Source organism: Flavobacterium sp. MDT1-60 (assembly GCF_014844035.1).
Classification (GTDB): domain Bacteria; phylum Bacteroidota; class Bacteroidia; order Flavobacteriales; family Flavobacteriaceae; genus Flavobacterium.
In genome coordinates, this window is sequence record NZ_CP062159.1 from 2,174,898 (window position 1) to 2,191,005 (window position 16,108).

13 protein-coding genes and 1 tRNA gene are annotated in these 16,108 nt (G+C 33.8%); 5 read left to right on the top strand and 9 right to left on the bottom strand.

The genetic code is table 11. The features are described from left to right. Nucleotides 1-71: 71 nt before the first annotated feature. On the bottom strand, nt 72-1,586 hold the full coding sequence (locus IHE43_RS09415) for a hypothetical protein (RefSeq protein ID WP_192188190.1): 1,515 nt from the start codon (nt 1,584-1,586) through the stop codon (nt 72-74). Between the two features lie 234 nt (nt 1,587-1,820). Here IHE43_RS09415 and IHE43_RS09420 point away from each other — a divergent pair, with 234 nt between their 5' ends. From IHE43_RS09420 to IHE43_RS09435, 5 genes are all read left to right on the top strand, one after another. Next, nucleotides 1,821-2,252, top strand: a complete 432-nt coding sequence (locus IHE43_RS09420; protein ID WP_192187696.1) for a PaaI family thioesterase — start codon at nt 1,821-1,823, stop codon at nt 2,250-2,252. A 4-nt stretch (nt 2,253-2,256) separates the two neighbouring features. Further along, a complete protein-coding gene (locus tag IHE43_RS24025) occupies nt 2,257-2,784 on the top strand; it encodes a hypothetical protein (protein WP_370526723.1) in 528 nt (175 codons plus the stop codon). Beyond that, nucleotides 2,735-3,340 (top strand): chorismate-binding protein, encoded by a 606-nt coding sequence (locus tag IHE43_RS24030; RefSeq protein ID WP_370526724.1) that lies wholly within the window; start codon nt 2,735-2,737, stop codon nt 3,338-3,340. Before IHE43_RS24025 ends, IHE43_RS24030 begins: the two co-directional genes overlap by 50 nt. Before the next feature lie 107 nt (nt 3,341-3,447). Then, nucleotides 3,448-4,164 carry a bacillithiol biosynthesis deacetylase BshB1 gene (gene bshB1, locus IHE43_RS09430; RefSeq protein ID WP_192187697.1) on the top strand — a complete coding sequence of 239 codons (717 nt, stop codon included), beginning with the start codon at nt 3,448-3,450 and terminating at the stop codon, nt 4,162-4,164. 76 nt (nt 4,165-4,240) lie between these two features. After that, nucleotides 4,241-4,314: transfer RNA gene (locus tag IHE43_RS09435), tRNA-His, on the top strand. Between the two features lie 243 nt (nt 4,315-4,557). Here IHE43_RS09435 and IHE43_RS09440 read toward each other — a convergent pair. The 8 genes from IHE43_RS09440 to IHE43_RS09475 all read right to left on the bottom strand — a co-directional run bounded on the left by IHE43_RS09440 (nt 4,558) and on the right by IHE43_RS09475 (nt 16,056). Then, nucleotides 4,558-5,406: a neutral zinc metallopeptidase gene (locus IHE43_RS09440; RefSeq protein WP_192187698.1), complete on the bottom strand. Its 849-nt coding sequence runs from the start codon at nt 5,404-5,406 to the stop codon at nt 4,558-4,560. 91 nt (nt 5,407-5,497) lie between these two features. Beyond that, entirely contained in the window at nt 5,498-9,181 is a 3,684-nt protein-coding gene (locus IHE43_RS09445) for a response regulator (protein ID WP_192187699.1), read from the bottom strand. Between the two features lie 90 nt (nt 9,182-9,271). After that, complete coding sequence (locus IHE43_RS09450) at nt 9,272-10,063, bottom strand: hypothetical protein (RefSeq protein WP_192187700.1); 792 nt, start codon at nt 10,061-10,063, stop codon at nt 9,272-9,274. A 121-nt stretch (nt 10,064-10,184) separates the two neighbouring features. Beyond that, nucleotides 10,185-11,513: an aldehyde dehydrogenase gene (locus IHE43_RS09455; protein WP_192187701.1), complete on the bottom strand. Its 1,329-nt coding sequence runs from the start codon at nt 11,511-11,513 to the stop codon at nt 10,185-10,187. A gap of 75 nt (nt 11,514-11,588) precedes the next feature. After that, a complete protein-coding gene (locus IHE43_RS09460) occupies nt 11,589-12,278 on the bottom strand; it encodes an RluA family pseudouridine synthase (RefSeq protein ID WP_192187702.1) in 690 nt (229 codons plus the stop codon). 179 nt (nt 12,279-12,457) lie between these two features. Continuing rightward, entirely contained in the window at nt 12,458-13,276 is an 819-nt protein-coding gene (gene panB / locus IHE43_RS09465) for a 3-methyl-2-oxobutanoate hydroxymethyltransferase (RefSeq protein WP_192187703.1), read from the bottom strand. Between the two features lie 61 nt (nt 13,277-13,337). Continuing rightward, complete coding sequence (locus IHE43_RS09470) at nt 13,338-14,534, bottom strand: SH3 domain-containing protein (protein WP_192187704.1); 1,197 nt, start codon at nt 14,532-14,534, stop codon at nt 13,338-13,340. 94 nt (nt 14,535-14,628) lie between these two features. After that, nucleotides 14,629-16,056: an L-serine ammonia-lyase gene (locus IHE43_RS09475; protein WP_192187705.1), complete on the bottom strand. Its 1,428-nt coding sequence runs from the start codon at nt 16,054-16,056 to the stop codon at nt 14,629-14,631. Nucleotides 16,057-16,108 lie beyond the last annotated feature (52 nt).

The window sequence follows — 16,108 nt, forward strand, 5'->3', positions numbered from 1 at the left end:
CTGCCTAATTCTGCTTAAATCTGCGTGAAACAAAAAACTTCGTGTCTTAGTGCCTTCGTGGCAAGTTCCCTTTATTTAGGGAAAGCAGCACTCTGATAAGCACCCAAATCCGGTGGAGTCGTTCTTGTAATTCCTAAAATGTCCAACGGAATTATATAGGTCTGATTTCCTTTCGCGAAAGCGGCAGAAGTATTATCAATGTTGAATTTATTTTGAGAAACATTATAAAACTTCGGATTCTCATTTAGAATAATCTGATTATAATGAACAGCATCTGTTTTAAATTGATAATCCGGATTTGTAGTTGAACTATTGAATTTCAGCAAACAATTATTCAATTGATAAACAAAAGCGGTATTGGCATTTTTACTCAAATTGAATTCGTTGGTATTGGAACCATAAATGATACAGTTGTTGAAAGTTGCCTGAGTCAACGGATTTGTTTCCGGAGTTGCGCTGGCTAAACTATTACTTATGTTTACTGCGAAGTGCGTACTGTTTTGCCAGTTGTTATTAAAAGTACAATGAGTAAAACTATAATTGCCCCCATAAACACAGGATAAACTTGCTAATCCTGCATAATTGATTACAATATTTTCTCCTGTGATTTTAGCATTTTGAGCCAATATTCCATATTCAACACAATTGTAAATCTGCGTATTTTTAATGGAAACAGTTGTGGCATCCTGATTTTTGAAAGACAAACCAATTACAGCATTTTTAAGTGTTAAATGATTTATCGAATGATTTGTACTTCCGTCAGCCAGAATAACCGAATTCCATTGTCCCGGAATAGCATCGTAAAGCGATTCTAATCGGTCGCCTTCAAAAATAACTTCTTTTTCCAGTTTTTCAGTTGATGATGCAGTTCCGTTTATTTTTAATGAAGCTTTTTTGTCAACAAAAAGTCCCGAGTTTGCATGAAAGTATACGCGTGTTCCGGCTTCAAAAGTAACTGTTTTATTTTCAGGAACTCCTGCGTATCCGTAGATTACGTAAGGTTTTTGTTTTGTGAAAAGTAATTCATTTCCGTTTACAGCATCATTATCATCCAAATAAAAACCATCAACATCTTTACCGTCTATTTTAATTTTTTCCTTGGTTCCATCCGGATTTTGTTTCGGATATAAAAAAACAGCATCCTGAATCAAAGTGACCAAAGCAACTTGTTGAAGATTTGCTCCACTATCAAATTGGATTTCATCAGTATAAAGAAAATCAGCTGGATTAGCATCTGTAATATCAGCTGTGGTTTCTACAAAAATATACAAACTATCCTTGGCTAAAAGCGTAACATTGTTGAAAATTTTCCCATTGTTTCCGGTCATTCCATCAACGGTCATGCGGTATTTCGAATTCAATCCTTTTTTGAGTTGAATAACCGGAATTGAAATATCGTTTTTACTTTTATTGTATACTTTCAGTTGATAGGTGCTCGAGCCGATATTTTTAAAAACAGTATCCAGGTAAACAGTGTCTTTTGAAAACTTTAAATCTCCTGTGCTTGCAACAGTATCAAAATCAGTTCGGCATGAACTGAAAGCCAGAATTAGGCCGAAAATGAAAAGGACAAAGTATTGACGCATTTGAATTGGTTTAGTTTTTTGCCACAGATTAAAAGGATCGTTACTCTTTGCGTACATATTTAATCTGTGAGAATCTGTGCAATCTGTGGCAAAAAATTACCAGCAGATTTTGATTGTTTTTGTAAAAATAGCAAAAAAGGGACAGGTTCATAAATGATTTTTAATATTAGAATTGGATTTTCTAATTTGTATCTCATCTTTTCTTTAATTTTACGATTTTAAAGCCTATTCTAAATGAATTATACCAAAGAGCAAATATTAGAGCGTTGCAATCAGTTTTCTAAAAACACTTTGATGGAAACGCTGAAAATTGAATATATAGATGCAGGAGAAGATTTTTTAACTGCAAAGATGCCGGTAAATCCAAGTGTTCATCAACCTATGGGATTGCTGCACGGTGGAGCTTCAGTGGCTTTGGCCGAAAGTGTTGGAAGCGCAGCATCATTCTTTTTTATCGATACAAAAGAACAGGAAGTACGCGGAATCGAAATTTCAGCAAATCACTTAAAAAGTATTCGCGAAGGCTGGGTTTTCGGAACGGCACGAATTATTCATAAAGGAAGAAGTATTCATTTGTGGGAAATTAAAATTACCGATGAAGCAGGAAACTTAATTTCGCTTTGCAAACTAACTAATATGGTTTTGGATAAAAAGAAAACCGAATAAAAATATGAACGACTTTTTCTCCACTATAAGAAAACACCAAGAGCAGAAATTGCCTTTTGTAATCTATTCCAAACCTAATTCCTCAAGTATTTATGCGCTTTTGCAGCAGAATGATACCTTATACAAAGTCACAGATTATAGTGAGAAAGGTTTTGTTTTTGCTTCTTTTGATGAAAAACAGCTGTTTATAATTCCGGAAGAAGAATCAAGAATTATTAGCGCCGAACAAACATTTGTTGGTTTTAGTTTCAACGAAATTGATGATTTATCTGTTGACCCGGAAGCTAAAAGTCAATATGAGGATTTGGTTTCCAGAGGAATTGAAGCCATTAAAAACGACGAGTTCAAAAAAGTGGTTTTATCCAGAAGTGAAAAAGTTGATTTGATCGATTTCGATTTTGTTGTCACTTTTAAGCGTTTGATTCATCTTTATCCGTCGACTTTTGCATACTGTTTTTTTTCATCCGGAAATTGGGCTTTGGATGGGAGCAACACCAGAACAATTACTGAAAGCAAATGGAAATATTTTTGAAACAACAGCTTTGGCAGGAACACAGAAAGCAACTTTAGAAACAGAGATTTCCTGGCAGCAAAAAGAAAAAGACGAACAGCAATACGTAACCGATTTTATTGTAAAAAGATTGCGTGAAGTAGCTTCTTCAGTTGTGGTTACAGAACCTTACAGCATAAAGGCCGGATCAATCTGGCATATTAAAACAGATATTTCCGGAGTTTTGAATGATAATTCAACTTTAGAGGAAGTAATTGATACACTTCATCCGACGCCAGCCGTTTGCGGTTTGCCAAAGAAAAAAGCAAAAGCATTTATAATTGAAAATGAAAACTACGACAGAACTTTTTACACTGGATATTTGGGTGAATTGAATAGTAGTTTTGCACGCAATGCCAATAGTTCTGATTTATTCGTAAATTTACGTAGCATGCAAATCAAGGACAATAAAGCTATTTTGTACATGGGTTGCGGTATTATCAAAGAAAGTATTCCTGAAAAAGAGTGGGAGGAAAGCGTCAATAAATCGATGACGATGAAAAGAGTTTTGAATATAAAAAAGAATAGTAGTTGTTAGAGAAAAGTTTTCAGTGCCAGTCACAGTTTTCAGTGTTATACTGTGACTGAAAACTGTGACTGGCACTGTGACTGAACCTGAAACCTGAAACCAGAAACAAAACAAAAATGAAATTAGATATACTAGCCTTTGGCGCACACCCAGACGATGTAGAATTGGGTTGTGCCGGAACAATTTTAAAAGAAGTATCTCTGGGTAAAAAAGTGGGGATCGTAGATTTAACCCGAGGAGAATTAGGGACACGCGGAACAGCTCAGACCAGAGATGAAGAAGCGAAAGCTGCAGCAAAAATATTAGGTGTTTTGGTTCGTGAAAATTTAGGTTTACGTGACGGTTTTTTTGTAAACGATGAAAAACATCAGTTAGAGGTTATTAAAATGATTCGAAAATATAAACCGGAGATTGTATTATGTAACGCTATTGATGACCGTCATATTGACCACGGAAAAGGAAGTAAGCTGGTTTCTGATGCTTGTTTTTTATCCGGATTGATGAAAATAGAGACTTCAATTGATGGTGAAAAACTAGAAGCCTGGAGACCGAAAGTGGTTTATCATTATATTCAGTGGAAAAACATCGAACCAGATTTCGTTGTAGATATTACGGGCTTTGAGGACAAAAAGGTAGAAGCAATTGCGGCTTATAAAACACAATTTTATGATCCAGATTCAAAAGAGCCTGCCACACCAATTACAAGTAAAAACTTTTTTGAAAGCTTAAATTACCGTGCAAAGGACTTAGGAAGACTTGTAGGGAAGGATTTTGCCGAAGGTTTTACTGTTGAAAGATGTTTGGCAGTCAATAGCTTAGATGATTTGATTTAAAAAGATGAATATTTTTTCATTTTTTTATTTGCGGAAGTAAACATTAGTTGTATATTTGCAACCGCTAAGCAAAATGGTGGTTGTAGCTCAGCTGGTTAGAGTAGCGGTTTGTGGTGCCGCGGGTCGCCGGTTCGAACCCGGTCAGCCACCCAGAAATTTAAAGCCTTGAAGAAATTCAAGGCTTTTTTTGTTTTTGATTACAAAAACAAATTCCAATATTTTAAATTCCAAATTTTTAAAACTACTTTTAAATAAATCTTTATTTCAAAAGCGTGAACGAGGAAAGTTGGAATTTGGAATTTATTTATTGGAATTTACTTTTTTTGATTTATCAAAAAAAAAGCATGACGGTTAAGTCATGCTTACATTTGGTTATTATATTTGGTTTGTGAATTATCGAATTTCTTCAAATGTAGTTCCTTGTTTAATATCACCGGTTTTGAAACCTTTTTTAAACCAGTACATTCTTTGTTCTGATGTTCCGTGCGTAAACGAATCCGGAACAACCTGATCGCTCATTTTACTCTGAATCGCGTCATCACCAACAGCATTCGCAGCGCTTAAAGCTTCGTCAATATCGTCGGTATCTAAATTTTCTTTATTATAATGCGTCCATACTCCGGCATAAAAGTCAGCTTGCAATTCTAGTGCTACTGAAAGCTTATTCGCTTCGGCTTCACTTTTCCCTTCCTGAGCTTCTCTCATCTTTGCTGAGGTTCCAAGTAATGTCTGTACGTGATGCCCAATTTCATGCGCGATAACGTACGCAATAGCAAAGTCGCCACCCTTGGCGCCAAATTTAGTTTTTAACTCTTCAAAGAAGCCTAAATCCATATATACCTTTTGATCACCCGGACAATAAAAAGGTCCTGATGCAGATGATGCACCACCACAAGCCGTTTGTACAGAACCTCTAAAAAGTACCAGTTTTGGGTTTTTATACGTCATACCGTGTTCTTTAAATATTTTGCTCCAGATATCTTCGTTGTCTGCCAGGATTACTCTAACAAAATTCCCCATTTCTTCATCTTCCTTGCTTAATGGGGCTACAGCTTCAGTTTGTTGCTGACCACCCTGCATTTGCTCTAATGCAGATCCTACAGTTTGGCCGGTTTCACCTCCAAAAACATTCAGCAGTAAAATGATTATACCAATAACTCCACCTCCAAGGGCAACTTTTCCTCCAGAAACACCTCTTCGGTCTTCAACATTATCACTTTGTCTTCTGCCTAACCATTTCATATCTTTCTATTTAAGCTTTTTAAGTTTTCTTTCATACGAATTTATGTTTTTTTTGGGAATTACACATTAACAGAAACAATTTAGTTTCAAATTATTTTAGCCATTTTCGCATCGCTTCTTCAACGGTTCCTCTTATGATAGGTTTTGAGATATAATCGTTCATTCCGGCTGATAAACATTTGTTTCGTTCTTCTTTTTCAGCTCCGGCAGTGACAGCGATTATTGGAATGTGTTGACCAATTTCAGTAATTCTGATTGCTTTTGTCGCTTCATAACCATTCATGATTGGCATCTGAATGTCCATAAAAACAAGATCTGGATTTATATTTTCGATTTGTTTGACGGCTTCATAACCGTTTTCGCATTCGAAAATAATAGAATTCATATTTAAGTTCTTTACAATCGTTTTTAACAGGAGCATATTTACTTTGTTATCTTCAACAATCAAAATGCTTATTTTTTTCTGATTTGAATTGTAACTTAAAGCATATTCCGGATTTCTGTTTTTTGAAATTTGCTTGAATTTTTCATTGATACTTTTATGGCTAGTTTTCAAATTCAGGTCAAAATAAAAATTACTGCCTTCGTTTATTTTACTCTTAAGTTGTAAACGACTTTCCATTAAAGCTAATAATTGATTCGAAATGGTTAACCCTAAACCAGTTCCACCAAACTTTCTCGTTGTTGAACTATCTTCCTGTGAGAAAGCCTTGAATATTTTTTTCTGATTTTTTTCCAATATTCCAATTCCGGTATCAGTTACAGAGAAACGAATGATATAATTTTCATCTGATTTTTTATCCAGAACGGTCACATTAAGTTTGATTGAACCTTCATTTGTAAACTTAATTGCATTGGATAAAAGGTTAATCAAAATTTGTTTGAGACGAACAATATCTGTCCAGATGTATTTTGGTACAGATGGATCAAGATTTAATTCAAGTTCAAGATTTTTTTGATTGGATTCGTAAATAATCAGATCAAATATTTGTCCGAGTATTTTCTGAACATCATATAAATCAATAAAAAGCTCCAGTTTTCCCGCTTCAATCTTAGAAAAATCAAGAATGTCATTGATGATTTCAAGTAAGGAATGAGCCGATTGATTGATGGTTGTCATATACTTTTCCTGAATTTCTTCAAGATTAGTTTTCATTAATAAATGAGTGAATCCGATTATTCCATTTAAAGGCGTTCTAATTTCGTGCGACATGTTGGCCAGAAAATCAGATTTAGATTTATTGGCTGCCTCTGCCAGTTCTTTGGCTTTTATGGCGTCTTCGCTTTCTTTAATTTTAGCTATATTTCTGTTTCGGTCCAAAGCCGAGGAAATATTATTGGCCAGCGTCTGAAAAATATAAATTTCATCGTCAGTCCATTTTCTTTCTTTAGTACAATCATCAAATCCGATAAAACCTGAAAAAATATTGTTGGTAAACAGCGGTAAAATTAATATCGATTTAATATTATTGTTAACTAACAGTTTTTTAAAAAAAGTATCTTCGAGATCGCTGGTTCGCGTGTTTAAAACTTTTCTATTTTGAGAATGGGAAATAATTTCCTTTAAATTTTCTTCAGAAAAAACTTGCAATGTGGTTATTTGATGCTCAATTCCTTCTCTTGACCATTTGTATTGCTGACTAATAGTATTGGTTTCCAGATCTTTTTCATAATAAAAAATATGATCTACTTTTGAAGCTTTTCCTATAATGTCATAGGTTTCCTGAAACATCTTTTGCAAACTTTTACTCAATAGAAACTTTTCTGTACAAAGGGCTAATGCCGAAAGCAGTTCACTTTTATGTTCCAGTTTTTTCTCCGCTTTAAGTCGCATCTGAGAAGAAATAGCTAACGAAATAACATCAGAAATAGTTCTTGCATAGTTGATGTCTTCATTGTCCCAATCTCTTTTTTCTCCGGTACTTTCAAAACAAACAACACCGGCTAATTGTCCATTTGAAAAAATAGGAACATCAAGCATTGATTTTATTTTGTTTTTTGTAAAGTAAATTTCCTGAAATTCAGAAGTTTCTAATTTATCAAAAACATCAGGAGCATTTATGATGGCTTTGTTTTTTAAGGTTTCAAAATAAATAGGATACGATTCCTTGTCCAGAATGTTTTTATCACTTAAGTTTTGATCATCACTACTGAATAAATTTTTACAAATAATTACATCGTCTGTAAACTTCCAGAAACTTACCCTGTTTGCTTTTGAAACTGTTGCAGCTTCTTTTATAATAGAATCAATTACCGTTTGCAGATTATGATATTCACGAAAATCTGTTGTCGATAATTTTTTGGTCGAATTATTATAAGCTTCAATTTTTTCGAGACGTCTTTTTTTCTCATTTTCAATATTTTTCATCTCCGTTATATCTCTGGCGATACCGGCAAAACCAATAATTTCGTCCAGATCATTTTTACGTACGATTACTTTTTGTGAGATCCATATCTCGCTTCCGTCTTTCTTTATAATCGGGATTTCAATTGTAGGGTAACTGTTTCCGTTTTTTTCCAGATTTTCGTAAAAATCTACTGCATTTTTAATATAATCTTCGTGAATGAAATTAGAATAATGCTGTAGAATGATTTCATTTTCAGCATATCCTAAAATCGAAAATCCAAATTCATTTATAAACGTAAAATAGCCATCAACACTTATTTCAAAAATAATATCTGTAGCGGTCTGAATAAGGTTTTTATATTGGTCCTGAACAATTATTTGTTCCGTAACATCCTGGCCAATACTGATAATTAAATTTTCTGAGAATTTTTTATCCTTCCACTGAATGTACTTAAACTCTCCGCTTTTATTTTTTAATTTTCTGATGTATAGTTTATTATCAATGTAGTTTTTCTGATAATTTTCTTTGCTGAATTCCTGATCTTCAGTAAGTCTCCAAAATTCCATTCCCCTCACATCCTCAGGCTGATAGCCTAAAATTGAAGTAATTGTTTCACTGCAAAAAAGTAATTCCCCTTTTTCATTTGTAGCAATTGTCAGAGAATTTCCTTTATGAACAATTTCATTCGTGAATCTAAAATTATCGCGGTTATTTAATAAAACGGCATATTTTACCTGATTGATAATAAAAATTAAAATAGAAAAGTTAACTAGTAAAATGGACGATTTAATTGGAATTAAATTAAAAACGATAGTTATCGTTAAGTAAGTAAAGAGTATTCCAACAAAAAACCAATATACTTTTATGGGTTTTAATATGTTATAGGAAAAGAAAAATGCGATCAAAAAAGTGATAATGGGTACCACATCATTAGGGAAATAAATAATATTTTTCCCAATATAGATCATGTAAATAAAAAAGGCTATTATGAAGTTTTGCTGAACCCGTTCTCTTAAAAACTTGACCTTATCTGTAAGAAAATAGATAACCAAAACTATAGAGCCGATTGAAACATTTGAAATTAATAAACTGGCTGGTCTTATTTTAAAAATTTCATTGATAATTTCAATTAAAATTATAGCAATTCCAAAAAACAAAACATAAAGTTCGTACTCTTTATTGACAGTGTCATTTTCTCTTTTTTTCTCAATGAAATTTCCAATTTTAGCCTTTATTCTGAAAAACTGATAAACCAGAATGCTTAAAAAACCCAAAAGAGATAACCCTAAAATAATAAGTTTAGGATTGTTATAAAAAATAATATCCGGATTAAAGACATACCAATTTGTGACAACTGCTTTCAGGGTACTACCAAAATGGGTAATGCCTGAAAGCAATGAATTATAAAAACTATAGTTTGCTACCATAGTAGTTTGGGTATGTTTGGTTTAGTAAATAGCATTTTGAATTTTCTAAACAGAGTAGGTTAAGCTCTTTGTTTACTTAGAATCTTCGTTTTATTCTAAATCCGATTGACCTATCGCATCAATTGGATCTTCTTCATCCATATTAAAAATTCCATAATAAGTCGCGTAATTCATTGATGTATTAAAAGCAAGTGTGAACAAGATTGGTACGCAGCATGCAAATACACCCACTATTGCTCCAATAAGGCCAACAATGAAAAAAGCAAAAATTAATAATGGATTTTTACTTACAACAATGATACTTGATTTAATTGCATCTAAGGCTTTTAAATCTCCGAAAACAATTAACGGAATAACTAAATAAGTAAAAAAGTTGATAGATATTGAAATGACACCTCCCAGAAGTCCTAATCCAATACTCTCGAGGACATTTGAAATAGCAGTTCCTACGACTGCGATAATGAAAGTGGCTGTGAATATCTGAGCAAAATAAGGCGCTTTGTAATAAGTAAAAATAGTAGAAACATTGAATTCCTCATCTTTATCAGCGCAATCTGCCATTTTTAGAAATCCGGCACCAAAAGGAGCCAAAACACCGCTTAAAAGTGAAATTCCCAGTGTAGAAATTAATTGTTCGATATAGGATAATTTTTGATTTTCAAGATTCTCAAAAAAATCTTTACTCATACTTTCCACACCATAATAGGCAACAAGTACACTAAAAAATGCGAATAAAAAGAGGAATGAAAATACTAAAATGATAAGCCCTGAATAAAGTGCTATTTTTTTATAGTTTTCGAATGCATGGTTAAAAACAGTTGAAAAATCTAAGGAATAGCCATGATTTTTAATGTCTTCGATTTGATCAGATGTAGATTTCATTTTACTGGTAGAATTGCTTTATACTTTTATATTTAGGTTAAATACTAAAACGTAAATATAATATATTTAATTAATTACATATGAAAATCTACAAAATATACATAAGTTGATTTCTACCTGTTTACATCCAGTCTAATAATCGTTTGATAGACGTTAATTTATCTTTATAAGGAGCATATCGCATAGGCAGATCTAACCAGTTTCCTTTTTTAACAATCGCTTTATGATGAGAGAAAATATCAAAACTTAATTGGCCGTGATAAGCACCAATTCCGCTATGGCCGACACCTCCAAAAGGTAATCTTTTATTTGAAAAATGAACAACAGTATCATTAATGCAACCGCCTCCAAAAGAGTAATTTTCAATTAGCTTTTTAGCAAAAGAATGATTTTCGCTAAAAATATAAAAAGCAAGAGGTTTTTCATATTTACTTATGACGTTCTGAATTTCTGTTTCTGTTTCATAAGTAAGAATAGGTAAAATTGGACCAAAAATCTCTTCTTTCATTACAGGACTATCAAGAGATGGTTCTTCAATTAATGTGGGTGAAATGAATAGTTTGTTAGCATCCGTTTCTCCTCCAAAAATCACTTTTTCACGTTCGATCATGCTGTCTAGCCGAAGAAAGTTTTTAGTGTTGATGATACGGGCAAAATCAGGAGATTTTTCCATTTTTTTACCATAAGCTTTTATAATTTCTTCGATCAAAAAAGTAATAAAATTGACTTTCATGTTTTTTTGGATCAGAATATAATCGGGAGCGATACAAGTTTGTCCGGCATTGATGAATTTTCCCCAGACAATTCGTTTTGCGGCCAATTTTAAATTAGCCGTTTCGTCAATAATACATGGGTTTTTTCCTCCTAACTCAAGAGTTACCGGAGTTAGATTTTCTGCTGCTGCCCTGGCGACAATTTTACCGACAGCAACGCTTCCGGTAAAGAAAATATAATCCCAACGCTGAGCCAGTAATTTATTAGAGATTTCAACACCGCCTTCAAAAACTTCAACATGATTGATATGAAATGTCTTTTCAATAATTTTTGAAATAATTGCTGATGTATTTGGAGTAAGTTCAGATGGTTTTAAAATGACTCTGTTTCCTGCTGCAACCGCTGCAATAAGAGGGCATAAAGCCAGTTGAAAAGGATAATTCCAAGGAGCAATTACCAAAACTTTTCCATAAGGTTCTTTGTAAATATAATCGATGGAAGGGAAGTTGAGAATCGATGGAAAAACACGTTTGCGTCTTGCCCATTTATGAATGTTTTTGATGGTGTCTTTCAGATCAGAAATAACGTAATTTGTTTCTGTTAGAACGGCTTCGAATTCCGGCTTTTTAAAATCATCGTATAAAGCTTTTACAATTAAATCTTCGCTTTTTTGTATATTATACAATAACTTTTTGAGCGTTTCTTTTCTATATCCGATGTCGTTTTTATAGTCCATTTTTCTGATCAACTTGTTTTTTCTCTATGCAAGTTAATTGATAAAAATTAAAAAAATAACAAATAAATCATAAAATCATAGGGCATTCCAAATGGTTTCATCAGGTGTTGGTGCGACTATCGTAATATTTTCTTTAGAAACAGGATGAACAAAAACCAGTTTTCTGGCGTGAAGATGGATTCCTCCGTCAGGATTGCTTCGGTCAAAACCATATTTTAAATCTCCTTTAATCGGAGAACCAATAGCAGACAATTGCGCACGAATTTGATGATGACGACCCGTATGAAGATTAATTTCTAAAGCAACATAATTCTGAAGTTCTTTAAAAACAGTATAATCTAAACTGGCAATTTTACTATCCGGAACTTCTTTTAAATGTGCTTTTGAAGTGTTATTTTTTTCATTTCTTTTTAAAAAATGAACCAATTTGGCAGTTGTTTCCTGAGGTTTATTCTTCACAACTGCCCAATAGGTTTTTTGTGTTTCACGATTACTGAACATTTCGTTCATTCGTGTTAAAGCTTTGCTTGTTCTGGCAAAAACAACAATTCCGGTTGTAGGTCTGTCTAAACGATGAATCACTCCCAGAAACACGTCGCCAGGTTTATTGTATTTGTCTTTAATGTATTCTTTTACAACATCAGATAAAGGTTTATCACCTGTTTTATCGCCCTGTACAATATCGCCCACACGCTTGTTTACCACAATGATGTGGTTGTCTTCGTGCAGGATTTGGAGATTGTTTTTGTCGGAGAGAATTTTCATTTTGATGTGAAATTTAGATTGGGAAAAGTTTGGCTAAAGCCCCTCTATAGGGCTTAAAAAATATACCCCCAGCTAAAGCCGGAGGCAATTCATGAAACCTTTGCCTTTGTTGCTTTGGATGTATTTGCCTAAAAAAAAAAACTTAGTCCCTTAGAATCTTAGCAACTTAGAGCCTTAGATTAATATTGTTCACTAGAATTCGGGAAATCACTTGACTTAACATCAGCAACATATTTACCAATTGCTGAGGTCATTTCCTGGTATAAGTTTAAGTAGCGGCGTAAGAAACGCGGGCTAAATTCATTGTTCATTCCAAGCATGTCATGAATTACTAAAACCTGACCGTCAACGCCACCTCCCGCACCAATCCCAATAACCGGAATCGAAATACTTTTGGCTACTTTTTCAGCTAAATCAGCTGGGATTTTTTCTAAAACTACAGCAAAACAACCTACTTTTTCAAGCATTTTTGCATCTTCAATCAATTTTTCGGCTTCTTCGTCTTCTTTGGCGCGAACGCTGTAAGTTCCGAATTTATAAATAGATTGTGGTGTTAAACCCAAGTGTCCCATTACTGGAATTCCGGCGTTTAATATTTTTTTGATCGATTCTTTAATTTCTTTTCCACCTTCGAGCTTTACTGCATGTCCGCCGCTTTCTTTCATGATTCTGATCGCAGATCGTAAAGCTTCTTTTGGATCAGACTGGTAGCTTCCGAAAGGCAAATCAACTACAACCAAAGCTCTTTCAATTGCACGAACTACAGATGAAGCATGATAGATCATTTGGTCTAAAGTAATTGGCAAAGTCGTTTCATGTCCCGCCATAACATTTGATGCCGAATCACCTACTAAAATCACATCGATTCCTGCAGTATCAACAATTTTTGCCATCGTAAAATCGTAAGCAGTAAGCATAGAGATTTTTTCTCCGTTACTTTTCATTTCGATTAGCGATTTTGTAGTTATTCTTTTATAATCTTTTTTAGCTACTGACATTTTGTTTTTTGTTTATTTTTTTTTGATAATGTAAAAGTATTGAATAATTGTAACTTGAGAATCAGCAATAGAAGAATATTTCAATGCTGAAAAGCTTACCGTTTTTAAATTCTATTTTAAATTGACTGTCTTCCACAAGGATAGAATAATTATGCGGTGACTTTATAGAAGCCTCGATATAGGCACCATATTTTTCAATGAAAGCTTTTTCGGACACAGAATTATCTAAAACCGAATTTGCGTTTATGATGAATTTGTTGTTTTCATTGATATAAACTTTGACGATTTCTGCCTGATTTTTCTTTTCTTCAACAGAAGTTTCCAGATCCGGGTAATAATAAAACAAGTCACTTAAATACACACCGCATTCGTCTCCAATGTTTGCTTTTTTAGAAGGCTGTCCAAATGTTTTTACTAAATCTTTTTGTGTTAAAAAAAGCGATTTGGTTTTGGTTCCTTTTAAAACAAATTCGGCTTTTTGAGTAAAGGCAACAATTTCTTCGGGTAGTTTATGCTTTGCTAAACCTTTGGCAATAGCCATATTTAAGTCGGTTTCAGTAATAAGTTTTGGATCGTTTAATTGTTTGACAACTTCGTAATAGCGCTGATAAGCAGGAGCTAATTTAGCGTAATCGCTGTTCCATGCCAATTCTACCATTCTTTCGCTGACCGTTTTTCGATCCGCCATGGCATTAACATCAAGTTTATCAAATTCTTTTACTAAAGCATCAAAATTGGGTCTTATACCAATAAATTTTCGTAAAGTATATTTTGCCTCTTCTTCAGTAAAATTGCCATTTACATTTACCCAGTCTTCCTGGTTTTTCGGAAGATAATTAACAGCAACGGGATCGCCGGTATAAAGAATTTCTTTAATTTTTGAGTTTTTATCAGGCAGGGCTCGTGCTTTTAAACTTGCAACAAGAACAAATAAATGATTGCCTCCATAATAGGCATCACCGCCTTCAATAATAGGATTTTCATTGTCTTTAACTTTTATGTCTTTTGCATTTAATCTTGTTGTAACGAATTTTTCTTCAATAAATCCTTCATTAAAATTATCAGCTTGTACTTTATACCAGCCATTTTTACTTTCGGATAATAATCGAACTTCAGCACCATATTTAAAGTAACCCAAAAAAGCTGCGGAAGTATTTGCAGCTGTATAAAGTCTGGTATCTGAATTTAGAAAATAGCGTTCTTGTGAATGCAATAAGACCGAAGAGAATAAGGCAATTAGAAAGTAGATTTTTTTCATGAAGTATTTTAGTTTTTGCCACAGATTAAAAGATTGAAAAGGATTTTTAATCTGTGCTAATCTTTTAATATGTGGCAATAATTATTTTCGAATTTTAACAATCGGCCATATTTACAGCAATTGCCAATCCTCCTTCAGAAGTTTCTTTGTATTTAGAATTCATATCTTTTGCGGTTTGCCACATCGTATTAATCACTTTGTCTAAAGGAACTTTTGCATTTTTAGAGTCGGTTTCTAAGGCCAATTCGGCTGCATTTATAGCCTTTATGGCACCCATAGTATTTCTTTCGATACACGGAATCTGAACCAAACCACCAATTGGATCGCAGGTAAGTCCTAAATGATGTTCCATGGCAATTTCTGCCGCCATTAAAACCTGCGCAGGAGTTCCGCCCATTAATTCGCAAAGTGCTGCTGCAGCCATTGATGACGAAACGCCAATTTCGGCTTGACAACCACCCATTGCTGCTGAAATGGTAGATCCTTTTTTGAAGATACTTCCAATTTCTCCGGCAACCATTAAAAATTGTTTGATTTCTTTTTCGCCCGCATTATGGTTTTCAATCACCAAATAATACATTAAAACAGCCGGAATTACACCAGCGCTTCCGTTAGTTGGTGCTGTAACAACACGGCCTAAAGAGGCATTTACTTCATTCACGGCAAGTGCAAAACAACTTACCCATTTTAAGATTTGGCGAAATTTAACCTCCGTTTTTCTGATTTCTTCCAACCAGGATTGAGGATCGGAGTAATTAGATAATCCAATTAAATTCTGATGCATGTCAAAAGCTCTTCTGCGAACATTTAAACCGCCGGGAAGAATTCCTCCTGTATGACAGCCAATATACATACATTCTAACATTGTATTCCAGATGCGCATTAATTCAGAGTGAATTTCTTCTTCAGGACGCATCGATTTTTCATTTTCATAAACAATCTCTGAGATCAATTTATTTTCTGAAATCGTATAATTTAAAAGCTCCACCGCATTTTGAATGGGAAACGGAAAAGCACATTTAATCTCTTCTTTTATTTTGGCATTGATACGTTCTTCCTTAACGACAAAACCACCTCCAATAGAATAAAAAGTAGATTCATATTCAGAATTATCTGCTTTGTATGCTGTGAATTTTAGCCCATTGGCATGAAAAGGAAGAAATTCTTTATTGAAAACAATATCCTGAAGAAAGTAAAACGGAATCGTAAGCTGATTACCTAAATTGATTTCATTTTTGGTTTCAATCGTTTTGATAATTCCGGCAATATTGTCTACCGGAATATATTCCGGATCTTGTCCGCTCAGACCTAGCATTACGGCCAAATCAGTAGCATGACCTTTTCCTGTCAGTGAAAGTGAACCATATAAATCAACTTTAACTCTGGTAACTTGTTCTAAAATAGATTCGTTTTTTAACTCTTCTAAAAAACGTTCAGCAGCGCGCCATGGCCCCAAAGTATGTGAGCTTGAAGGACCAACGCCAATTTTAAGCATATCAAAAACAGAGATACATTCTTCCATTGTTCAATTTTTATTAAGACAAAGATAATTGAATAATGCAATGATGTTTTAA